This is a genomic window from Pseudomonas sp. GD03875 (assembly GCF_029840585.1).
In the GTDB taxonomy this organism is placed as follows: Bacteria; Pseudomonadota; Gammaproteobacteria; order Pseudomonadales; family Pseudomonadaceae; genus Aquipseudomonas; species Aquipseudomonas paralcaligenes.
Genome location: NZ_JAOCCV010000008.1, coordinates 26899 through 49735 on the forward strand (window position 1 = coordinate 26899; position 22837 = coordinate 49735).

Annotated in this window: 17 protein-coding genes and 1 tRNA gene; 14 read left to right on the forward strand and 4 right to left on the reverse strand. The window is 70.2% G+C overall.

Going from position 1 to position 22837, the window contains the following annotated elements; translation table 11 throughout:
• Positions 1-19: 19 nt before the first annotated feature.
• The 3 genes from N5D30_RS09115 to N5D30_RS09125 form a co-directional block, all read right to left on the reverse strand.
• Positions 20-96 (reverse strand) — tRNA-Met (locus tag N5D30_RS09115).
• A gap of 95 nt (positions 97-191) precedes the next feature.
• On the reverse strand, positions 192-1094 hold the full coding sequence (yddG, locus tag N5D30_RS09120; RefSeq protein WP_279908738.1) for an aromatic amino acid DMT transporter YddG: 903 nt from the start codon (positions 1092-1094) through the stop codon (positions 192-194).
• A gap of 65 nt (positions 1095-1159) precedes the next feature.
• Positions 1160-2395: an ABC transporter substrate-binding protein gene (locus tag N5D30_RS09125; RefSeq protein WP_279908739.1), complete on the reverse strand. Its 1236-nt coding sequence runs from the start codon at positions 2393-2395 to the stop codon at positions 1160-1162.
• Positions 2396-2601: 206 nt separating this feature from the next.
• On the opposite strand from N5D30_RS09125, the gene N5D30_RS09130 reads away from it, so the two are divergent.
• The 6 genes from N5D30_RS09130 to aldA all read left to right on the forward strand — a co-directional run bounded on the left by N5D30_RS09130 (position 2602) and on the right by aldA (position 12025).
• Complete coding sequence (locus N5D30_RS09130) at positions 2602-4164, forward strand: methyl-accepting chemotaxis protein (RefSeq protein WP_279908740.1); 1563 nt, start codon at positions 2602-2604, stop codon at positions 4162-4164.
• A 4-nt stretch (positions 4165-4168) separates the two neighbouring features.
• A complete protein-coding gene (locus N5D30_RS09135) occupies positions 4169-5446 on the forward strand; it encodes an NAD(P)/FAD-dependent oxidoreductase (protein WP_279908742.1) in 1278 nt (425 codons plus the stop codon).
• Positions 5443-6186: a thiosulfate oxidation carrier complex protein SoxZ gene (locus N5D30_RS09140; protein WP_279908743.1), complete on the forward strand. Its 744-nt coding sequence runs from the start codon at positions 5443-5445 to the stop codon at positions 6184-6186. The genes N5D30_RS09135 and N5D30_RS09140 overlap by 4 nt, the downstream gene beginning before the upstream one ends.
• Positions 6187-6341: 155 nt before the next feature.
• A complete protein-coding gene (locus N5D30_RS09145) occupies positions 6342-7862 on the forward strand; it encodes an aldehyde dehydrogenase (protein ID WP_279908744.1) in 1521 nt (506 codons plus the stop codon).
• A gap of 472 nt (positions 7863-8334) precedes the next feature.
• On the forward strand, positions 8335-10524 hold the full coding sequence (locus N5D30_RS09150; protein ID WP_279908745.1) for a PQQ-dependent dehydrogenase, methanol/ethanol family: 2190 nt from the start codon (positions 8335-8337) through the stop codon (positions 10522-10524).
• A gap of 64 nt (positions 10525-10588) precedes the next feature.
• Positions 10589-12025 carry an aldehyde dehydrogenase gene (gene aldA / locus N5D30_RS09155; protein ID WP_279908746.1) on the forward strand — a complete coding sequence of 479 codons (1437 nt, stop codon included), beginning with the start codon at positions 10589-10591 and terminating at the stop codon, positions 12023-12025.
• A 204-nt stretch (positions 12026-12229) separates the two neighbouring features.
• Here the strand turns inward: aldA and N5D30_RS09160 are convergent, their stop codons facing one another.
• Entirely contained in the window at positions 12230-14161 is a 1932-nt protein-coding gene (locus tag N5D30_RS09160; RefSeq protein WP_279908747.1) for a sigma-54-dependent Fis family transcriptional regulator, read from the reverse strand.
• A gap of 389 nt (positions 14162-14550) precedes the next feature.
• Between N5D30_RS09160 and pqqA the strand changes: the two genes are divergently transcribed.
• The 8 genes from pqqA to N5D30_RS09200 all read left to right on the forward strand — a co-directional run bounded on the left by pqqA (position 14551) and on the right by N5D30_RS09200 (position 22831).
• On the forward strand, positions 14551-14622 hold the full coding sequence (gene pqqA, locus N5D30_RS09165) for a pyrroloquinoline quinone precursor peptide PqqA (RefSeq protein ID WP_003239771.1): 72 nt from the start codon (positions 14551-14553) through the stop codon (positions 14620-14622).
• Positions 14623-14667: 45 nt separating this feature from the next.
• Positions 14668-15579 carry a pyrroloquinoline quinone biosynthesis protein PqqB gene (pqqB, locus tag N5D30_RS09170; RefSeq protein WP_279908748.1) on the forward strand — a complete coding sequence of 304 codons (912 nt, stop codon included), beginning with the start codon at positions 14668-14670 and terminating at the stop codon, positions 15577-15579.
• Positions 15580-15589: 10 nt separating this feature from the next.
• Entirely contained in the window at positions 15590-16357 is a 768-nt protein-coding gene (gene pqqC, locus N5D30_RS09175; RefSeq protein ID WP_279908749.1) for a pyrroloquinoline-quinone synthase PqqC, read from the forward strand.
• 133 nt (positions 16358-16490) lie between these two features.
• Positions 16491-16769, forward strand: a complete 279-nt coding sequence (gene pqqD / locus N5D30_RS09180; protein WP_220813101.1) for a pyrroloquinoline quinone biosynthesis peptide chaperone PqqD — start codon at positions 16491-16493, stop codon at positions 16767-16769.
• Positions 16741-17895 carry a pyrroloquinoline quinone biosynthesis protein PqqE gene (pqqE, locus tag N5D30_RS09185; RefSeq protein ID WP_279908750.1) on the forward strand — a complete coding sequence of 385 codons (1155 nt, stop codon included), beginning with the start codon at positions 16741-16743 and terminating at the stop codon, positions 17893-17895. Before pqqD ends, pqqE begins: the two co-directional genes overlap by 29 nt.
• A gap of 90 nt (positions 17896-17985) precedes the next feature.
• Positions 17986-19842: a S9 family peptidase gene (locus N5D30_RS09190; protein ID WP_279908751.1), complete on the forward strand. Its 1857-nt coding sequence runs from the start codon at positions 17986-17988 to the stop codon at positions 19840-19842.
• Positions 19843-20037: 195 nt separating this feature from the next.
• Positions 20038-21201 (forward strand): alcohol dehydrogenase-like regulatory protein ErcA, encoded by a 1164-nt coding sequence (gene ercA, locus N5D30_RS09195; RefSeq protein WP_220813098.1) that lies wholly within the window; start codon positions 20038-20040, stop codon positions 21199-21201.
• Complete coding sequence (locus tag N5D30_RS09200; RefSeq protein WP_279908752.1) at positions 21185-22831, forward strand: NahK/ErcS family hybrid sensor histidine kinase/response regulator; 1647 nt, start codon at positions 21185-21187, stop codon at positions 22829-22831. The genes ercA and N5D30_RS09200 overlap by 17 nt, the downstream gene beginning before the upstream one ends.
• The last annotated feature ends 6 nt before the right edge of the window (positions 22832-22837 follow it).

Below are 22837 nucleotides of genomic sequence, written 5' to 3' on the forward strand. Positions count from 1 at the left end.
GCTAACCCTTTGAAATGTATGGTGGCTACACCGGGACTTGAACCTGGGACATCAGCATTATGAATGCTGCGCTCTAACCGACTGAGCTATGTAGCCGAGTGGCGCGCATTATTCTCTTGTCGATTTGTGCTGTCAACCCCGTCCGGCGGACAAAGTGGCGCGTTATCAAGCGCTTAGGCGTGCGCGATTCGTCAGTGTCCGTGGGCCTCCCGGGTGGCGAGCCAGCACAGCAGGGAGCCGCCGGTGACCATCGCCACGCCCTGCCAGAACGCCGAGGTCAGTTGCGTGTCCAGCCAGACCATGGCGAACAGGGCCGACAGTACCGGGGTGAAGTACGAGGCGCTCGCCATCAGGGTGAGGTTGCCGCGCAGGACGCCGACGTTCCACAGGGCGTAGCCGCCGGCCATCGCGGCGGCGGCGGCGAGCAGTTCGAGGCTGGCAGGGAGGCTGAAGCTCAGCGCCTGGCGGTCGCTGAAGGCGTACTGCAGCCATAGCGTCGTCGCCACCAGCAGGAAGAATAGGACCACGCCGTTGCGTCCGTTCGCATAGCGCTTGGTGACGTTGCAGTAGACGCCCCAGATCACCGCGCCGGCGAAGGCCAGGCCGTAGCTCAGGGGATTGCTGGAGACGTTGGCCAGGGTCTGCGGCAGGGATATGGCCTGGTCGCCGCTGACCACCCAGGCGATGCCGGTAAGGGCCAGGGCGATGCCCGGGATTATCGGCCAGCGCGCCTGCTGGCCGTTCATGACGATGGCCAGGATGATGGTGAAGCAGGGCCACAGGTAGTTGATGATGCTGATCTCGATAGCCTGCGTACGGTTGTGAGCGAAGCCCAGGGAGAGCGACAGGCAGAGTTCGTAGGCGACGAACAGCAGGCTGCCCAGCACCAGGTAGATGCGCGGGAAGCCGCGCAGGCGCGGGCGGCCGAGCAGGGGTAGCAACAGCAGGGCGCCGACCGTGTAGATCAGTGCGGCGCCGCCGATGGCGCCGAAGTGCTCGCTGACGCTGCGGATCAGCCCGACGATGGTGCTCCACAGGACGATGGCGCCGAGGCCGCAGAGAGTGGCCGCGTTGGGGCCGAGGGAAGGGGACATCGCTACTCCGAACTGCACGCGGGGGAGCGGGCCATCGGCCCGCCGGGCGCGAGTCTAGCGCAGCGTCATTGCAGGGTCAGCTGTTCGCCGCGCTCCTGCTGCCAGTCTTCCAGGCTGGGCGCAGCGTGGTCGCCCGCCATGCGGTGGATGATCTCGAAGTAGTCCTGCTTGAACGGGTCGCGCATGACCTGTTCGCGGTTGCGCACGCGCACCGCGTAGATGCTCTGCACGTTCTGGTGGTCGAAGGCGCGCCACTGCTGCTGTTCCTTGAGCAGGGTGTAGCGATGGTCTTCGAGCGCGTCGATCAGCCTTTCGCTGTCCAGGCTACCGCTGCGGCGCACGGCGTCGGCCCATTGCAGGACGATGCCGTAGGCCGAGGCGCTGGTGCTGCCCGGGTATTCGCGGTGCTCGTCGATGTAGCGCTGCACGAAGCGCTCGCCGGTCGCGTTGCCTTCCTGGCGCGGCAGCTCCCAGGTCCAGGCCTCGGTGCCGATCACGCCTTCCATCACCAGCGGGCCGCTCTGCTGCACCACGCTCTTGGTCAGGTTCGGCACGATCACCTGCATGCGCTGCTTGAGGCCCATGTTGTGGATCATGCGCATGCTGCGCTGCAGGTTGTCGCCGAGCAGCACCAGTACCAGCATGTCCGCATCGCTGTCGGCCGCCTTGCGCAGGGCCGCCTGGTACTGCTCGCGGCGCACCAGGCCGGTGGGCAGCGCGGTGCGGCCGTGGCGCGCGCGGTCGCTGCTGCCGGTGGCCTGGCGCAGCGCGTTTTCCATGCTGCGGCCCCAGGCGTCGTCGATCAGGATGTAGTGGTAGCGTCGGCGCGGCATGTGCCAGGCCAGGTATTCGCCGAGCACGCGGGCGCTCATCCAGGCGCTGTTGGATTCGCGGAACAGGTAGCGGTGGCCCTGGCTGCCGGTGACGTCGTTGGCGTAGCTCAGGGTGGCGAAGTACAGCAGGCCGCGCTCACGGGCGCGCTGGCCGGCGGCGATGGCTTCCTCGCTGGTCGCACCGCCGAACACCATGCGTGCGCCGGCGTCGGCGAAGCGGTCGACGTTGTCGCGGGCCTGCTCGGCGCGCGAGGCGGTGTTCTCGCCGAGCAGTTCCAGCGGCCTGCCGAGCACGCCGCCGCTGCGGTTCACCTCGTCCACCGCCAGCAGCGCGCCGCGCCTCAGTTCCAGCCCCTCGTCCCGGTAGTTGCCGGTGCGCGGGTAGTTCAGGCCGATCTTCACGCTGTCGGCCAGGACGGGCCCGGCGAGCAGGGCGCCGAGCAGCAGGCCGGTGAGCAGGCGGGGCATGGTGTCACTCCTTGTCGATCACGAGCCGCCTTTTTAGGGAGCCCGCCGCCTTGGCACCATTGGTCCTTGTGCCGAAGCGCCTGCGACTTAGGGCGCGTTACCGCTCTTTCGGCCGAGCCGTTTGCGACCAAGGAATGATGGCCAGTACCCGGTCCGGGGCGCCTAATGGGCGGACAACCACAAGAACCTCCGGGACGAGGTATGCGATGTATCGACTTCTGCTGGCGGGCCTGCTCCAGGCCCTGGCCATCTGCTGTCTGATCCTGGCCCTGCAGCGCGGCAACATCGGCCTGTCGGTGGCTCTGCCGCTGGCGGTGCTGGTGGCCTGGCTGCCGCTGCTGCTCAAGGGCGGCGCGCCCGCGCCGGTTGCGGAGGCCGGCGACGACGAGTCGCTGCTGCGCCTGAGCCGCGATCTGTCGCGTACCACCAGCGGCAACGCGTTGTCCGCGGCCGAGGTGGCGTATTCGGTCAAGCAGCTGGCCCAGCGCCTGGCGTCGCAGCTGCAGGCGGCGGCCAGCATCGTCGGCAACGCCGAGGTGATGATCGCCACCGAGGAGCAGACCAGCCTGCTCAGCCAGCGCACCCTGGCGGCCGCGCACGACGCCCGGCGCAGCAGCGACGAGGGGCTGCTGGTGCTGCGCCAGAGCATCGACCGCATGCACCAGCTGAGCGGCCGCGCCAGCGCCAGCCGCGAGCTGATCGGCGGGCTGAGCCAGCGCAGCGAGGATATCCAGCGGGTCACCCAGGTGATCCAGGGCGTCGCCAGCCAGACCAACCTGCTGGCGCTCAACGCGGCCATCGAGGCGGCGCGCGCCGGCGAGGCCGGGCGCGGTTTCGCGGTGGTGGCCGACGAGGTGCGCGGCCTGGCCGCGCGCACCGCCAGCGCCACCGAGGAGGTCGGCGAGATGGTCGCCGATATCCAGCGCCAGACCGCCGCGGTGGTCGAGCAGATCCGCCAGCTGGCCAGCGAGCTGGACGAGGGCGTCGGCGCCGTCGAGCAGGCCGGCGCCAGCCTCGCCAGCATCGTCGAGCTGGCCCAGGCGGTGGAGGGGCAGGTGGGCGAGATCGCCCAGGGCGCCGAGGTCAACCGCGAGCAGCTCACCAGCCTGTTCGCCGCCATGGAACAGATGCGCGGCGACCTGGCCGAGAGCGACGCCCACACCCAGCGCCTCGGTGGCGTCGCAGGGCGCCTGGAAGGCCAGGCCGAACAGATCAGCGAGCGCCTCGCCGAGGTGGCGCTGGACGACTACCACCAGCGCGTCTACGACCTCGCCCGGCAGGGTGCCCAGGCCATCGCCGCGCGCTTCGAGGCCGATATCGACGCCGGCGGCATCGGCCTGGACGATCTGTTCGACCGCCAGTACCGCCCCGTGCCCGGCAGCTTCCCGGCGAAGTACAAGACCCGTTTCGACGACTACACCGACCGCGTGCTGCCGGATATCCAGGAGCCGCTGCTGCAGCAGCACGAGGGCCTGGTGTTCGCCATCGCCTGCACGCCCGAGGGCTATGTGCCCACCCACAACCGCGCGTTCAGCGCCGCGCCTACCGGCGACCGCCAGCTGGACACGGTGCGCAGCCGCAGCAAGCGCCGCTTCGACGACCGCACCGGCAGCCGCTGCGGCAGCCACGAGCAGACGCTGCTGTTGCAGACCTACACCCGCGACACCGGCGAGCTGATGCACGACCTGTCGGTGCCGATCCGCGTCAAGGGCCGGCACTGGGGCGGATTGCGCCTGGGCTATCGGCCGGAAGGCGCCGCGGCGCGCTGAGCCGATGATCGCCTTCAGCCGTCGCCGCCTGCTCGCCGGCCTGGCCCTGCTGCCCTGGTGGGTGCGGGCGGGGCAGGGTCGGGGTGTCGCCGCCCGGGTAATGGTGGTCGGCGGCGGTTTCGCCGGCGCCACCGCCGCGCGGCTGCTGATCCAGGCCGAGCCGGGGCTGGAGGTGGTGCTGGTCGAGCCGAAGGCGGTGTACCACACCTGCCCGATGAGCAACCGGGTGATTGCCGGGTTCGACCCGCTGGCGCGGATCGCCTGGTCCTTCCGCGAGCTGGAGCGCCTCGGCGTCCGCCACCTGCGCCAGGCGGCGCGGGACATCGACCCGGCCGGCCGCCGCGTGCAACTCGATGACGGCCGCTGGCTCGGCTACGACCATCTGGTCCTGGCGCCGGGCATCGAGATGCGCTTCGACGTTATCGAGGGCTACGACGCCGCCGCGGCCGAGCGGCTGCCGCACGCCTGGCAGGCCGGCGCCCAGACCGAGCTGCTGCGCCGACAACTGCAGGCCATGGATGATGGTGGGCTGGTGCTGATGAGCGTGCCGGACAATCCCTACCGCTGCCCGCCCGGCCCCTACGAGCGGGCCAGCCTGGTCGCCGACTACCTCAGGCGCCACAAGCCGCGCAGCAAGCTGCTGATCCTCGACGCCAAGGACAGCTTCTCCAAGCAGGCGCTGTTCCAGCAGGGCTGGCGCCGCCACTACCCGGGGCTGGTCGAGTGGATCGGCCACGCCGGCGATGGCCGGGTGGTGCGGGCGGATGCGGCGCGGCGCGAGCTGGAGTGCGAGTTCGGTGCTCGTCACCGCGCGGCGGTGATCAATCTGATCCCGCCGCAACGGGCGGCGAGCATCGCCGCGCGGGCCGGGCTGACCGATACCAGCGGCTGGGTGCCGGTGGAGCCCGTGAGCTTCCGTGCGCGGGCCGACGGGCGCATCACGGTGCTGGGCGACGCCAGCATCGCCGCGCCCATGCCCAAGTCCGCCTTCAGCGCCCAGGCCCAGGCGCACCTGGCGGTCGCCCATCTGCTGGCGGAGCTGCGCGGCGAGCCACCCCGGGCGCCCGCGCTGAGCAACACCTGCTTCAGCTTGCTGACGCCCGACGACGCGGTGTCCATCTCGGCGCGCTACCGCGTGGAGAGCGACTTGCTCGGCGAGGTGCCGGGCAGCCTGCGGCTCAGCCCGCTGGAGGGCGACGATGCGCTGCGCCGGCACGAGGCCGAGCTGGCGGCGGCCTGGTACGCCGCCAGTTGCGGCGCGGCGTGGGGATCGTCGGCGTGAGTGGTTATCGGTGCGCGCGGCGCGCCCTACTGGCGGTTCTGTCGCTGTGCCTGGTGCTGCCGCTGTCCGCCGACCCGTTGCATGACGAGCGCGAACGGCTGCTCGCCGGCGGCATGCCCCAGGCGGAGGGCCTGGCGTTGGAGGTACCGGAATGGGTCGAGGACGGCGCCTTCGTCGCCGTCACCCTGACCCTGCGCGGTGCCCGACCGCCGCTGCGGCTGGCGCTGTTGCGGGAGGCGGAAGATGAGCCGCGCATCGCCCATGTGGAGCTGCGGGGCTGGCACGAACCGCTGCGCCTGAGCACCCGCGTGCGCCTGCCCCGGAGCCAGGCGCTGCTGGTGCTGGCGCGTGACGCGGATGGCCGCACCTGGGCCGTGCGCCAGCCGGTGCGCATCGCCGGCAGCAGTTGCCTGTCGCCGCCGGTCGGCGATCCGGCGGAAGGACTCGGCCGCAGCCAGGCCTGGCGCCGGCCGCTGGACGGCGGCAGCGAACTGGCCAGCCTGCTGCGCCATCCCATGGAGACCGGCCAGCGCCACGACGCCGACGGGCGCCTGCTGTCGCGTCACCTGTTGCGCGAGCTGCGGGTGAGCGGCGAGCGGGGCGAACTGATGCGGGTGGAGGCCTTCGCCGGCCTGGCGGCCAACCCCTACTGGCGGGTGGTGCTGCCGGTCGATGCCGGCGAGCTGGGTCTACGCTGGAGGGACGACGACGGCGCGACCTTCGACCGTCGCTTGCCCTGAGCGCCGCCCCGCCGAGGGTTGCACTCGGGCATGTACTACCAAATGAGTAGTCCGGCTGTGCCATCGGCGCATACCCGCGCGGCAGAGCGGCTGCAAAGATCGAAGCACGACCTGGCCCACTGGCAGGGGCAGGCACCACAAGAAGAGGCATCGTCATGATTTACGCTCAACCTGGGACCCCCGGCTCCATCGTTTCCCTCAAGCCACGCTACGGCAACTACATCAATGGCGAGTTCGTGCCGCCGGTGAAGGGCGAGTACTTCGTCAACACCTCCCCGGTCAACGGCCAGGTCATCGCCGAGTTCCCGCGCTCCAGCGCCGAGGATATCGATAAGGCCCTGGATGCCGCCCATGCCGCCGCCGACGCCTGGGGCCGCACCTCGGTGCAGGACCGCGCGCTGGTCCTGCTGAAGATCGCCGACCGCATCGAGCAGAACCTGGAGCTGCTCGCAGTCACCGAGACCTGGGACAACGGCAAGGCCGTGCGCGAGACGCTGAACGCCGACGTGCCGCTGGCCGCCGACCACTTCCGCTACTTCGCCGGCTGCATCCGCGCCCAGGAAGGCAGCGCCGCCGAGATCAACGACGGCACCGTGGCCTACCACTTCCACGAGCCGCTGGGCGTGGTCGGCCAGGTCATCCCGTGGAACTTCCCGCTGCTGATGGCCGCCTGGAAGCTCGCCCCGGCGCTGGCCGCCGGCAATGCCATCGTGCTCAAGCCGGCCGAGCAGACGCCGCTGTCGATCACCCTGCTGATGGAGATCATCGGCGACCTGCTGCCGCCGGGCGTGCTGAACATCGTCCAGGGCTTCGGCCGCGAGGCCGGCGAGGCGCTGGCCACCAGCAAGCGCATCGCCAAGATCGCCTTCACCGGCTCCACCCCGGTCGGCTCGCACATCATGAAATGCGCCGCCGAGAACATCATCCCGAGCACCGTGGAGCTGGGCGGCAAGAGCCCGAACATCTTCTTCGAGGACATCATGCGCGCCGAGCCGGCGTTCATCGAGAAGGCCGCCGAGGGCCTGGTGCTGGGCTTCTTCAACCAGGGCGAAGTGTGTACCTGTCCGTCCCGCGCCATCGTGCAGGAGAGCATCTACGACGCGTTCATGGCCGAGGTGCTGAAGAAGGTCAAGCAGATCAAGCGTGGCAACCCGCTGGACACCGACATCATGGTCGGCGCCCAGGCCTCGCAGCAGCAGTACGACAAGATCCTCAGCTACCTCGAGATCGCCCAGCAGGAGGGCGCCCAGGTGCTCACCGGCGGCGGCGCCGAGCGCCTGTCCGGCGATCTGGCCAACGGCTACTACATCCAGCCGACCCTGCTCAAGGGCGACAACAAGATGCGCGTGTTCCAGGAGGAAATCTTCGGCCCGGTGATCGGCGTGACCACCTTCAAGGACGAGGCCGAGGCGCTGGCCATCGCCAACGACACCGAGTTCGGCCTGGGCGCCGGGGTGTGGAGCCGCGACATCAACATCGCCTATCGCATGGGGCGCGGCATCAAGGCCGGCCGCGTGTGGACCAACTGCTACCACCTGTACCCGGCGCACGCCGCCTTCGGCGGCTACAAGAAGTCCGGCGTCGGCCGCGAAACCCACAAGATGATGCTCGACCACTACCAGCAGACCAAGAACCTGCTGGTGAGCTACGACATCAACCCGCTGGGCTTCTTCTGACCCGGGGCGCGCCCGCTTCGCGGCGGGCGCCGACAGCTTTTTCATCGAGCGCAGGGAAGCGCTTCCGTCGCCGGCCCAACTGAGCGTGGGCCGCCTGTGCGGCCATTGTCCGGCAGATGGATTGATGTCCCGCGCGGTCCCAGGCCGCGCTTTTTTTCGATGAGCCTCCGGGCGTCCTGCCCTCTCCCACACCGCCTACTCCCTTCGGAGCGGCAGGTCCTGTCGAACGCGGCGCTGCCGCGTTTTTTCTTTTCCGCGAGGCGGCGAAGGCGTCGCGCCGGTGCGACAGCCGTCCCGCCCGCTGCAACAGGTGTCGCGCTCCGCCGCGCCTTTCCAGAGTCCCGCCGTTTCTCCGCAGACCGCGTGCCGCCTGGCCTGCGGCCATCCGTCACGGTGCTGGCACAGCCGTTGCTCCTGTGCCTGCAAGCCCCGGCGTGGCCGCCGTGGCAACAACAAGAATCGGAGACACTCCATGAGATCGATTGGCCTCACCGCGCCTTCCGCCTGCCCGTCATCCGGCCGGCACCCCGCCCTGCGTACTCCCCGCCGCGCCCTGTTCGCCGCCATGCTGCTGGCCGGCTTCGCCCATACCGCCCAGGCCGCCGAGACACCGGCCAACGTCGACGGCAAGCGCATCGTCGCCGCCGACCGGGAGCCGGGCAACTGGATGAGCCACGGCCGTACCTACGACGAGCAGCGCTACAGCCCGCTCGAGCAGATCAACCAGCAGAACGTCGGCAAGCTCGGCCTGGCCTGGAGCTACAAGCTCGACCTCGACCGTGGCGTGGAAGCCACGCCGATCGTGGTCGACGGCGTGATGTACACCACCGGGCCGTTTTCGGTGGTCTACGCGCTGGACGCGCGCAACGGCGAGCTGCTGTGGAAGTACGACCCGCAGTCGGATCGCTCGCGCGCCGGCGAGGCTTGCTGCGACGCGGTCAACCGCGGCGTGGCGGTGTGGAAGGGCAAGGTCTACGTCGGCGTGCTCGACGGCCGCCTGGAAGCCATCGACGCCCGGACCGGCAAGCGTGTCTGGTCGGTCGACACCCGTGCCGACCACGCGCGCAGCTACACCATCACCGGCGCGCCGCGGGTGGTGAACGGCAAGGTGGTCATCGGCAACGGCGGCGCCGAGTTTGGCGTGCGCGGCTACGTAACCGCCTACGACGCCGAGAGCGGCAAGCAGGCCTGGCGCTTCTACACCGTGCCGGGCGACCCCAAGCTGCCGCCGGAAGACAAGGCCATGGAGATCGCCGCCAAGACCTGGCACGGCGACGCCTTTGTCGAGCAGGGCGGCGGCGGCACCGCGTGGGACTCCTTCGCCTTCGACCCGGAGCTGAACCTGCTCTACATCGGCGTCGGCAACGGCTCGCTGTGGGACCCGAAGTGGCGCAGCCAGGCCAAGGGCGACAACCTGTTCCTGTCCTCCATCGTCGCGGTCGATGCCGACACCGGCGAGTACGCCTGGCACTACCAGACCACCCCGGGCGACGCCTGGGACTTCACCGCCACCCAGCACATGATCCTCGCCGAACTGGAGATCGAGGGTAAGCAGCGCAAGGTGCTGATGCAGGCGCCGAAGAACGGCTTCTTCTACGTCATCGACCGCGCCACCGGCGAGCTGCTCTCGGCCAAGGGCATCGTCCCGCAGAACTGGACCAAGGGCATGGACATGAAGACCGGCCGGCCCATCGTCGACGAGGAAAACGCCGCCTACTGGAAGAACGGCAAGCGCAACCTGGTGACCCCGGCGTTCTGGGGCGCGCACGACTGGCACCCGATGTCGTTCAACCCGAAGACCGGGCTGGTGTACATCCCGGCGCACATCATGTCCGCCTACTACGAGCACATCCCCGAGGCGCCCACCCGCAACCCGTTCAAGAGCATGTACCAGCTCGGCCTGCGCACCGGGATGATGCCGGAGGGCGCCGACGGCCTGCTGGAGATGGCCAAGACATGGTCCGGCAAGCTGATCGCCTGGGACCCGGTCAAGCAGGAGGCGGCCTGGGAAGTGCCCTACGTGACCATCTTCAACGGCGGCACCCTGAGCACCGCCGGCAACCTGGTGTTCGAGGGCAGCGCCGACGGCCGGGTGATCGCCTACGCCGCCGAGGACGGCAGGAAGCTCTGGGAGCAGCCGGCCGCCAGCGGCGTGATGGCCGCGCCGATCACCTACTCGGTGGACGGCGAGCAGTACGTCACCTTCATGGCCGGTTGGGGCGGCGCCTTCTCCACCTTCGCCGGCGCCCTGTCGCTGCGCGCCGGCGTGCAGCCGTTCGCCCAGGTGCTCACCTACAAGCTCGGTGGCACCGCCAGGCTGCGCGAGCCGGCGCCGCCGGCCGACGCGCCGAAGCCGCCGCCGCTGACCGCCGACGCGGCCACCGTGGAGGCCGGTGCCAAGCTCTACGACGGCCACTGCTCGCAGTGCCACGGCATCCACGCGGTGAGCGGCGGCGTGCTGCCGGACCTGCGCAAGCTCACCCCGGAGAAGCACCAGATGTTCCTCGGCATCCTCTACGGCGGCCGCGTGCCGGACGGCATGCCGTCGTTCGCCGAGGCCTTCGATGCCAAGCAGGTGGACCAGATCCATCAGTACCTGATCAAGCGCGCCCACGACCTGCAGCAGGAAGGCGACGCCTGGAAGAAATTCAGCGCCAAGTGATCCACGCGGGCGTGCGCCGCCGTGGCGCGCGCCCGTCCGCCCACTCCGCACAGCGAGAGCGACCATGAGCAACATCACCACCTACCAGCACTACATCGACAACACCTTCGTCGGCAGCGACAGCCTGATCGAGGTGCGCAACCCGGCCAACGCCGAGCTGCTGGCGCGCATCCCCGAGGCCGGCGCCGAGCAGGTCGAGCGCGCCATCGCCGCCGCCCGCGCCGCGCAGAAGGGCTGGGCCGCCAGGCCGGCCATCGAGCGCGCCGGCTACCTGCGCCAGATCGCCGCCAAGGTGCGCGCCAACGCCCCGCGCCTGGCGCGCATCATCACCACCGAGGGCGGCAAGGTACCGGCCCTGGCCGAGGTGGAGGTCAACTTCACCGCCGACTACCTGGACTACATGGCCGAATGGGCGCGCCGCCTGGAGGGCGAGGTACTGACCAGCGACCGCGCCGGCGAGCACATCTTCCTGCTGCGCAAGCCGCTCGGCGTGGTGGCCGGCATCCTGCCGTGGAACTTCCCGTTCTTCCTCATCGCGCGGAAGATGGCGCCGGCGCTGATCACCGGCAACACCATCGTGATCAAGCCCAGCGAGGAAACCCCGATCAACTGCTTCGAGTTCGCCAGGCTGGTGGCCGAGACCGACCTGCCGCGCGGCGTGTTCAACGTGGTCGGCGGCACCGGCGCGGGCGCCGGCAGCGCCCTGACCAGCCATGCCGGGGTGGACCTGATCAGCTTCACCGGCAGCGTCGGCACCGGCTCGCGGATCATGGCCGCGGCGGCGCCGAACATCACCAAGCTCAACCTGGAGCTGGGCGGCAAGGCGCCGGCCATCGTCCTCGCCGACGCCGACCTGGAGCTGGCGGTCAATGCCATCAAGGCCTCGCGGGTGATCAACACCGGGCAGGTGTGCAACTGCGCCGAGCGTGTCTACGTCGAGCGCAAGGTGGCCGACCAGTTCATCGACAGGATCGCCTCGGCGATGGCCGCCACCCGCTACGGCGACCCCTCCGTCGAAGCCGATCTGGACATGGGGCCGCTGATCAACCAGGCCGGCCTGGACAAGGTCGCGCAGATGGTCCGCACGGCGGCCGGGCAGGGCGCCCAAGTGGTCACCGGCGGCGCGCTGGCGGACAAGAGGCGTGGCTTCCACTACCAGCCCACGGTGCTGGCCGGCTGCACGGCGGACATGGAGATCATGCGCAAGGAAGTCTTCGGCCCGGTGCTGCCGATCCAGATCGTCGACGACCTCGACGAGGCCATCGCCCTGGCCAACGACAGCGAGTACGGCCTGACCTCGTCCATCTACACCCGCAACCTGAGTGCCGCGCTCAAGGCCAGCCGCGAGCTGGACTTCGGCGAGACCTACATCAACCGCGAGAACTTCGAGGCCATGCAGGGCTTCCACGCCGGCACGCGCAAGTCCGGCATCGGCGGCGCGGACGGCAAGCACGGCCTGTACGAATACACCCACACCCACGTGATCTACGCGCAGGAGTGACCGGGCATGCTTGAGCGGGGAAGGGCGCTGGCCCGACCCCGCTCCTTTTTCCTGGCATTGCGCGCGATGCCAGGCGAAAGGAGCGGGAGTACTCCAGGCGACTCCGGGTGGACTGGGGCGGGGCATGTGGTGCGCATGGCGCACGCTACTTGTACCTGCCGGATGGATCGGCTCCCAGGGCGCGGGCGGCGCGCCGCGCCGGACTCAGAAAAGTTCGTTGGGCTGGACGATGCCGTGTTTCTTCATCTTGCGATACAGCGTGGAGCGGGCGATGCCGAAGGCCTCGGCCACCGCGCTGATGTTCCAGCGCTGTTCGCGCAGGGCGGCGTACAGGTGGCGCGCCTCGTCGTCGCCCAGCCGCGCGGCCAGCTCGCCGTTCGCCGGGGCGCCTGCGGTGGCGGGCGGCAGGGGCGCCTGATGCAGCTCCGCCGGCAGGCAGTCCAGGTCGACGCGGCCGTTCTCGGCCAGGGCGGCGGCGTAGCGCAGGCAGTTGAGCAACTGGCGGATGTTGCCCGGCCAGGGATGGGTGCGCAGGCGCTCGCGCACCGCGTCGTCCAGGCGCAGGTCGGGGGCGAGGCCGGCCAGCAGCTGGTCGATCAGCGCGTCGCGGTCGCCGCGTTCGCGCAGGGCCGGCAGGTGCAGGGTCATGCCGCTGAGGCGGTAGAACAGGTCCTCGCGGAACTGCCGGCCCTGGATCATCGCCGCCAGGTCCTGGTGGGTGGCGGACACCACCTGCACGTCCAGCGCCACCGGCGCGTCGGCGCCGAGGGGGAACAGCTCGCGCTCGGCCAGCACGCGCAGCAGGCGGGTCTGCAGGTGGGCGGGCATGTCGCCGATCTCGTCGAGGAACAGGGTGCCGCCGTTGGCCAGTTCCAGCTTGCCCTTCATGCCCTTCTTGCTGGCGCCGGTGAAGCTGCCGCCGCGATAGCCGAACAGCTCGCTCTCGATCAGGCTCTCCGGGATCGCCGCGCAGTTCAGCGCGACGAAGGGCCCGGCGTGCCGCGCGCTGGCCTGGTGGATGGCGCGGGCGAAGGCCTCCTTGCCGGTGCCGGTCTCGCCGGTGACGAGGATCGGGATGCCCTTGTCGAGCACCTTGCGCAGGCGCCGCACGCCGTCCTGCAGGCGCGCGTCGCCACCGCTGAGGCGCTGCAGGTCCGGGTGCCCGGGCTGCGCGGCGGCCGTGCTTGCCGCGCGGCGGGGCTGGGCCGCGGGAATGCGCAGGCCGATGTCCACCAGCGCCTCGTCGAACAGGGTGCGCAGGCGCACGCCCCGGGCGCCGCCGTGGGTCAGGCCGAGCAGTTCGTCGACGCCGGCCGGCAGCAGCTGGTCGATGCGGCTGCCGAGCAGGTCGATGCCATGCGCCGCGCAGGCGGCGAAGGCCGCGTGGTTGGCGCCGATCACCCGGCCGCCCTCGTCGAGGGCCAGCAGTTGTTCGTTGGCCAGGTCGGCGATGTCGTCGCGCGGCTTCAGCGACAGGCTCAGGCGGTCGCGGTAGCGCTGGCGGAAGCTGGCGTTCTCGATCAGCCGGGCATACATGATCACCAGCTGCAGGGTGAGGTACTGCGCCTCCTTCGGCCCGTCGCTGTTCAGGCAGGTGGCGTTGAGGCAGCCGCGCAGGGCGTTCTGTGCGTCGTAGATCGGCGCCACCGAGCAGCTCAGGCGGAAGTTGGAGACCAGGAAGTGCTCCTGGCGGTGGATGGTCATCGGCTGGCCGGCGGCCAGGGTGGTGCCGATGCCGTTGGTGCCGGCGATGGATTCGTCCCAGCGCGCGCCGACGATCAGCCCGGCCTGGGTATAGAGGTCGCGCTGGCGCGGCAGGCGGGCGTCGAGGGTGACGCCGTGCTCGTCGCTGAGCAGCACGGCGAAGCCGGCCGGCACCACGCGCTTGGCCAGGCCGCTGACGCCCTGGCCGGCGATGGCCAGGTACTCCTCGTGCAGGGCCTGATGCTCGCGCAGTTCGGTGGCGGTGAGGATGCTCTTCTCGACGGGGCCACGCGGATCGAGCCGGTGCTCCACCACGCTGCGGTACCAGGAGCGGGCGATCAGCCCGTCGGGGCGGATGCCGCGCTCGGGGAAGTGGTCCGCGACGAAGGCGGCGAGGTCGTTCGGGCAGGTTTCCAAGGCATGGGCGGTCATGGGCACTCCCGTCGGCCGCGGATCGTGCCGCGGCGCGTTGTTGTTTTTCATGGAGCCGTTCGTCCGGCGTCGTGTCCCAACCTTACTCCGGGCGGGAACGAAGTGCAGTCATCCATCCGTCGAACGGCGAGAGGCGCAGCAAGTGCCGTGCCGCCTCGCCCGTATCGTGGCGCGGCCCCTGCCGGCGCGGTTTTCCGCGCTCCGGGGCGGCGCCGGCCGGGACAGTTGTCGCAGTGTTGCGACACCTGTAGCGGGCGGGGCGACAGCTGTCGCGCCCGCCCTACCAAATCAGGGGGGCAATTCCTTCGAAAGTATCATTCGGAGGGGGCGACCCTGGTGTTTAACTCGAATGGCCGTAATCCATCGGCTTACAAGAAGAGGATCGACCCATGTGGACCAAGCCTAGCTATACCGACCTGCGCATTGGCTTCGAAGTGACCCTGTACTTCGCCAATCGTTGATCCGCACAGCCCCGGTCCGCCGGGGCTTCACCCGGAGCAGTCCGTATGCTCGTCCAGATTCTCGGGTCGGCCGCCGGCGGCGGTTTCCCCCAGTGGAACTGCAACTGCCGCAACTGCCGTGGCCTGCGCGAGGGCACGCTGAACGCGCGGCCGCGCACCCAGTCGTCCATCGCCCTGTCCGACGACGGGGTCAACTGGATCCTGTGCAACGCCTCGCCGGACATCCGCGCCCAGCTGGAAGCCTTCCCGGCGCTGCAGCCGGCGCGGGCGGTGCGCGACACCGGCATCGCCGCCATCGTCCTGCTCGACAGCCAGATCGACCACACCACTGGGCTGCTCAGCTTGCGCGAGGGCTGCCCGCACGAGGTGTGGTGCACGGAGATGGTCCACCAGGACCTGACCAGCGGCTTCCCGCTGTTCGACATGCTCTCGCACTGGCCGGGCGGCGGCCTGCACTGGCGTCCCATCGAGCTGGAGCGCGGCTTCACCATCGCCGCCTGCCCGCAGCTGGAGTTCGTCCCGTTTCCGCTGCACAGTGCCGCGCCGCCCTATTCGCCGCACCGCAACGACCCGCATCCGGGCGACAACATCGGCCTGCTGGTGCGCGACCGACGCACCGGCGGCACGCTGTTCTACGCCCCCGGCCTGGGCCAGGTGGACGCCGGGCTGCGCACACGCATGGCGACCGCCGACTGCCTGCTGGTGGACGGCACCTTCTGGCGCGACGACGAGATGATCCGCGCCGAGGTCGGCGGCAAGCTCGGCAGCCAGCTCGGCCACCTGCAGCAGAGCGGGCCGCACGGCATGATCGCCGCGCTGCAGGGCCTGGCCGCGCGCAAGGTGCTCATCCATATCAACAACACCAATCCGATCCTCGACGAGGACTCGGCCGAGCGCGCCGAACTGGCCGCGCACGGCATCGAGGTCGCCTTCGACGGCATGGGCATCGAACTCTGAGGAGCCTGGCATGAACCAGCCGGCCATGACCCCCGAGGCATTCGAACAGGCGCTGCGCGCCAAGGGTGCCTGCTACCACATCCACCACCCGTTCCACGTCGCCATGTACCAGGGCCGCGCCAGCCGCGAGCAGATCCAGGGCTGGGTGGCCAACCGCTTCTACTACCAGGTGAACATCCCGCTGAAGGATGCCGCGATCCTGGCCAACTGCCCGGACCGTGACACCCGCCGCGAGTGGATTCAGCGCATCCTCGACCACGATGGGGTGCCGGGCGTCGCTACGTCGGGAGAGGAGGGTGGCATCGAGGCCTGGCTGCGCCTGGCCGAGGCGGTGGGCCTGGAGCGCGAGCAGGTGCTGTCCCAGGAGCTGGTGCTGCCGGGCGTGCGCTTCGCCGTGGACGCCTACGTCAACTTCGCCCGCCGCGCGTCCTGGCAGGAAGCGGCCAGCAGCTCGCTGACCGAACTGTTCGCCCCGCAGATCCACCAGTCGCGCCTGGACAGCTGGCCGCAGCACTACCCGTGGATCGACCAGGCCGGCTACGACTACTTCCGCAAGCGCCTGAAGGAGGCGCGCCGCGACGTCGAGCACGGCCTGCGCATCACCCTCGAACACTACCGCACCCGCGAGGCCCAGGAGCGCATGCTGAACATCCTGCAGTTCAAGCTCGACGTGCTGTGGAGCATGCTCGACGCCATGAGCATGGCCTACGAACTGCAGCGCCCGCCGTACCACACGGTGACCCGCGAGCGCGTGTGGCACCGGGGCATCACGCCATGAGCCGGGGTCAGCCGGTGCGCACGGCGCACCCTACATACGTCGCCATGCACGCCGTCGTGTCCCGCGTAGGGTGCGCCGCGCGCACCAAATCGCATTCCACTTTTGTCGCACACACCGCACTGGAGCCCACGCCATGACCGTACACCTGTTCTCCAGCGTGCCGGCCATCCGCCGCGGCTTCCGCCTGCAATTCGAGCCGGCCCAGGGCTGCCACGTGCTGCTCTACCCGGAAGGCATGATCAAGCTCAACGAGAGCGCCGGCGAGATACTCAAGCTGGTGGACGGCCAGCGCAGCGTGGCGACCCTGGTGGCCGAGCTGCAGGGCCGCTTCCCGGAAGTGCCGGGCATCGACGAAGACATCCTGGCGTTCCTCGAGGTGGCCCATGCCCAGTTCTGGATCGAGTTGCGCTAAGCCCGGCGTGCTGGTCGGCCCGCCGTTCTGGCTGCTGGCCGAGCTGACCTACCGCTGCCCGCTGCAGTGCCCGTACTGCTCCAACCCGCTGGACTTCGCCCGCCAGGGCGAGGAGCTGAGCACCGCCGAGTGGATCGAGGTGTTCCGCCAGGCCCGCGAACTGGGCGCGGCGCAGCTGGGCTTCTCCGGCGGCGAGCCGCTGGTGCGCCAGGACCTGGCCGAGCTGATCCGCGCGGCCCGCGACCTGGGCTACTACACCAACCTGATCACCTCCGGCATCGGCCTCACCGAGGCCAAGGTGGCGGCCTTCGCCGAGGCCGGGCTGGACCACATCCAGATCAGCTTCCAGGCCGCCGACGAGGAACTCAACAACCTGCTCGCCGGCAGCGGCAAGGCCTACGCGCAGAAGGTCGCCATGGCCCGCGCGGTGAAGGCCCACGGCTACCCGATGGTGCTCAACTTCGTCACCCACCGGCACAACATCGACCGCATCGACCGCATCATCGAGCTGTGCCTGGAGCTGGAGGCGGACTTCGTCGAACTCGCCACCTGCCAGTTCTACGGCTGGGCCCAGCTCAACCGCGCCGGCCTGCTGCCGAGCAAGGCGCAACTGGAGCGCGCCGAGCGCATCACCAACGAATACCGGACGAGGCTGGCGGCGCAGAACCACCCGTGCAAGCTGATCTTCGTCACCCCCGACTACTACGAGGAACGCCCCAAGGCCTGCATGAACGGCTGGGGCAACCTGTTCCTCGATGTCACCCCGGATGGCACCGCCTTGCCCTGCCACAGCGCACGGCAGCTACCGGTGAAATTCCCTAACGTGCGCGAGCAGGACATCCGCCACATCTGGTACGACTCCTTCGGCTTCAACCGCTTCCGTGGCGACGACTGGATGCCCGAGCCGTGCCGCACCTGCGACGAGAAGGAGCGCGACTTCGGCGGCTGCCGCTGCCAGGCGTTCATGCTCACCGGCACGGCGGAGAATGCCGACCCGGTCTGCGCCAAGTCGGCCCACCACGGCATGATCCTCGACGCCCGGCGCGAGGCGGAACAGGGCGGCGCCGGCCTCGGCGAACTGACCTTCCGCAACGACAAGGCCTCGCGGCTGATCTGCAAGGCATGAAAGGACCGACCGGTGCGCACGGCGCACCCTGCTCGCCACTCACCGTAGGGTGCGCCATGCGCACCACGGCGTTCTCCGGGGATTGCTGAGATGAGTCCCTCGGACACCGTAGGGTGCGCCGCGCGCACCGCAGAGCCAGCCTGGTCCGCCGCCCAGGCGGCCGCCGCCAGCCGCGACTTCGCCGAGCTGCACGCGGCCCACGGCGGCGTGCTGTGGGTCGAATTCGACCCGGCCAGCGGGCGCTGCTCGCTGCAGTTCCTCCTCGGCGACTGGTGCCGCGAGCTGACGCCACCCGGCTACTCGGTGCGCAGCAAGGTCTACGAATACGGCGGCGGCGCCAGCTGCGCCACCGAGCGGGGCGTGGCCTTCGTCAACGAGGCCGACCAGCAGGTCTACCACCTCGACCTGGCCGGCGGCGCGCCGTGCGCGCTGAGCGCCTGCTTCACCTGCCGCTACGGCGACCTGGCCTTCGTCCCGGCCTGGCAGGCTCTGCTGGCGGTGGAGGAGAGCCACGAGCCGGGCGAGGTGGCGCACCGCATCGTCCGCCTCGGCCTGGACGGCAGTCGCCAGGTGCTGGTGCAGGGCGCCGACTTCTACGCCGCGCCCACGGTGGACGAGGCCGGCGAGCGGCTGGCCTGGATCGAGTGGGACCGACCGCGCCAGCCCTGGACCGCCACCCGCCTGTGCCAGCGGCACCGCTCGCCCCAAGGCGACTGGAGCCGCACCCGGGTGCTGGCCGGCGACGCCGGCGAGGAATCGCTGCAGCAACCGCGCTTCGACGCCGACGGCCGCCTGCATTGCCTGAGCGACCGCCACGGCTGGTGGCAGCCGCTGGCCGAGGCGGGCGACGGGCTGGTTGCGCTGCTCGACGCCCCGTTCGATCACGCGCCGGCGCCCTGGCAGCTGGGCGGGCGCAGTTACCTGCCGCTGACCGGCGGCGCCCTGCTGGCGAGCCGGATCGCTGCGCAGGGCGGCGAGCTGCTGGAGTGCTCCGGCGACGGCCGGGAGCGGCGCCTGGCCGGCGAGTTCAGCCGCTTCCGCGCGCTGGCGGCGGACCCGGGACACTTCTACTGCGTGGCCTCCGCGCCGCACCGCCTGCCAGCGGTGCTGGCCATCGACCGGCGCGATGGCGGTGTGCGGGTGCTGGCCGGCGGCGAGCGCCCGCTGGACGACGAGCACTTGCCGCGCCCCGAGGCCATCGCCTTCGCCAGCGGCGGGGAAACCGCCCACGGCTACTTCTACCCGGCGCGGGCGGCCGGGCCGACGCCCCTGGTGGTGTTCCTCCATGGCGGGCCGACCTCGGTCTGCTACCCGGCGTTCGACCCGCGCATCCCGTTCTGGACCCTGCGCGGCTTCGCCGTGCTCGACCTCAACTACCGGGGCAGCGCCGGCTTCGGCCGCGCCTACCGGCAGCGTCTGTGCGCAGAGTGGGGGTGCATCGAACTGGAGGACATCCGCGCCGGCGTCGAGCACCTGGCTGGCGCCGGGCGCATCGACCGCAACAAGGTCTTCGTGCGCGGCGCCAGCGCCGGCGGCTACAGCGCGCTGCTGGCCCTGGCCGAGGGCGGCTACGCCGGGGGCGCCAGCCTGTACGGCGTCAGCGACCCGCTGGTGCTGCGCCGGCTCACCCACAAGTTCGAGGCGGACTACCTGGACTGGCTGCTCGGCGATCCGCAGCGGCACCCGGAGCGCTACCGACAACGCACGCCACTGCACCAGGCGGGGCGCATCCGCGTACCGGTGATCTTCTTCCAGGGCGGCCGCGACGCCGTGGTGGTGCCGCAGCAGACCGAGGCGATGGTGGCCGCGCTGCGTGGTAACGGCGTCGCCGTGGAGTACCGCCTGTTCCCGGACGAGGGCCACGGCTTCCGCCGTGCCGAACACCAGGCCGAGGCGCTGGAGGCGGAGTACCGGTTCTATCGCGACCTGCTGGAGGCCCCGGGTTGATCGACATCGGCCGCGTGGTTTCGACGTAGGGTGTGCCGCGCGCACCGATTTTCCCGGAGAACGGTGCGCACGGCGCACCCTACCTGGGCTCGACCATGGCGCCGGGCCGCTCTAGGCAGAAGGTCCGATTGCAAAGCCCGACGATTGCAGTAGGCTGCTGCGGACACATCACCAGAACAAGAAAAAGGCTGTGGCATGAGCCAGGTACTGAGCCCGCTGCGCAAGTTCGTCTCGCCCGAGATCATCTTCGGCGCCGGCTGCCGGCACAACGTCGGCAACGTCGCCGCCAACTTCGGCGCCAGCAAGGTGTTGCTGGTCTCCGACCCCGGCGTCATGGCCGCCGGCTGGGTGGCCGACGTGGAGGCCAGCCTGCAGGCCCAGGGCCTGGCCTGGAGCCTGTACACCGAGGTGTCGCCGAACCCGCGCATGGAAGAGGTGATGGCCGGCGCCGAGCGCTACCGCAGCGAGGGCTGCAACGTGATCGTCGCGGTCGGCGGCGGCAGCCCGATGGACTGCGCCAAGGCCATCGGCATCGTCGCCGCCCACGGCCGCCACATCCTCGAGTTCGAGGGGGTGGACACGGTGCGCGTGCCGAGCCCGCCGCTGATCCTGATCCCGACCACCGCCGGCACCTCGGCGGACGTCTCGCAGTTCGTGATCATCTCCAACCAGACCGAGCGGATGAAGTTCTCCATCGTCAGCAAGGCGGTGGTGCCGGACGTGTCGCTGATCGATCCGGAAACCACCCTGAGCATGGACCCCTTCCTCTCTGCCTGCACCGGCATCGATGCCCTGGTGCATGCCATCGAGGCGTTCGTCTCCACCGGCCACGGCCCGCTCACCGACAGCCACGCGCTGGAGGCCATGCGCCTGATCGGTGGCAACCTGGTGGACATGATCGCCAACCCCGCCGACATCGCCCTGCGCGAGAAGATCATGCTCGGCAGCATGCAGGCCGGCCTGGCCTTCTCCAACGCCATCCTCGGCGCGGTGCACGCCATGAGCCACAGCCTCGGCGGCTTCCTCGACCTGCCCCACGGGCTGTGCAACGCCGCATTGGTGGAGCACGTGGTGGCCTTCAACTACGACGCCACGCCGGAGCGCTTCAAGGTGATCGCCGAGACCCTCGGGCTGGACTGCCGTGGCCTGACCCATCCGCAGATCCGCGCGCGGCTGGTGGAGCACCTGATCGCCTTCAAGAGTGCGGTGGGATTCCACGAGACCCTGGCGCGCCACGGCGTCGGCAGCAGCGACATTCCGTTCCTCTCGCGCCACGCGATGCACGACCCGTGCATCCTCACCAACCCGCGCCAGTCCAGCCAGCGCGATGTCGAGGTCGTCTATGGCGAGGCCCTCTGAGGACCCGCAGAAGGCCCTCGCCGGGCTGCTTGGCCTGGGCAGCCAGTCGCAGCGCAAGAGCCACTATCCCGAGCTGATGGCGCGCCTTGAGGAACTGGAGGCCGAGCGCAACCGCTACAAGTGGCTGTTCGAGAACGCGGTGCACGGTGTGTTCCGCGCCAGCCTGACCCAGGGCCTGATGGCGGCCAACCCGGCGCTGGCGCGGATGCTCGGCTACGCCGAACCGCGCGAGGTGCTGTGGTCGCTGTCGGACCTGGCGCGCGAACTGTTCGTCGGCGGCGCCGAGGAGCTGTTGTCGATCCGCGACGCCCTGCAGGCGCGCGGTGGCCTGTATGGCTACGAGACCGAGCTGCGCCGGCGCGACGGCAGCCGCATCACGGTGATCATGAACCTGCTGCTCAAGCCGGATGAACCTGGCGTGTTCGAGGGCTTCGTCGCCGACATCACCGAGCGCAAGCTGGCCCAGTTGCGCCTGCAGCAGCTCAACGACGAGCTGGAGCTGCGGGTCGCCGCGCGCACCGAGGAGCTGCGCGAGGCGCGCGACGCGGCCCAGGAGGCCAACCATTCCAAGGACCGCTTCCTCGCCGCCGCCAGCCACGACCTGCTGCAGCCACTGAACGCCGCGCGGCTGCTGATTGCCACCCTGGCCGAGCGCGCGCTGCCGAGCGCCGAGCGGCAACTGGTGGAGCGCACCCAGCAGGCCCTGGACGGCGCCGAGGAACTGCTCGGCGACCTGCTCGACATCTCCCGCCTGGACCAGGCCGCGGTGCGGGCCGACCCGGCCGACCACGACCTGGCCGACCTGTTCGCGCCGCTGGCATCGGAATTCCAACCGGTGGCCGAGGCCGCGGGCCTGCGGTTGCGCACGCGCCTGCCGAAACTGGCGGTGCGCACCGACCTGCACCTGGCCAGCCGCATCCTGCGCAACCTGCTCAGCAACGCCTGCCGCTACACCGGCCAGGGCGGCGTGCTGCTGGCCGCGCGTCGGCGCGGCGAGCGCGTGCGCATCGAGGTGTGGGACAGCGGCCGGGGCATTCCCGAGGAGCAGTTGGAGGCGATCTTCCAGGAATTCAGCCAGCTCGAACCGGGGCGTGGCGTCGGCCTGGGCCTGGCCATCGTCGAGCGCATCGCCCAGTTGCTGGACAGCCCGGTGCAGGTGCGCTCGCGGCTGGACCGGGGCTCCTGCTTCGCCTTCGAACTGCCGCTGGCGCCGATGCCGCGCCGCGCGGTGGCGAAGGCGCCCCAGGTGCAGCTCGGCGATCCGTTGCCGGGCCATCGCCTGCTGGTGGTCGACAACGAGCAGAGCATCCTCGACAGCATGGCCGCGCTGCTCGGCCAGTGGGGCTGCGAAGTGCTCACCGCCCGCGACCTGAACCAGGCGCTGGCGGTGCTCGACGGCAAGGCGCCCGACGTGCTGCTGATCGACTACCACCTGGACAACGGCGTGATCGGCTGCGAGGTGGTCGAGGCGCTGCGTGCGTGCTTCGATCCCCAGCTGCCGGTGGTGATGATCACCGCCGACCGCAGCGAACAATGCCAGAGCGCGGCCCAGCGCAAGGCGATCCCCCTGCTGAACAAGCCGCTCAAGCCGGGCAAGCTGCGGGCGGTGCTCAGTCAGGTGCTCGGTTGATTTCTC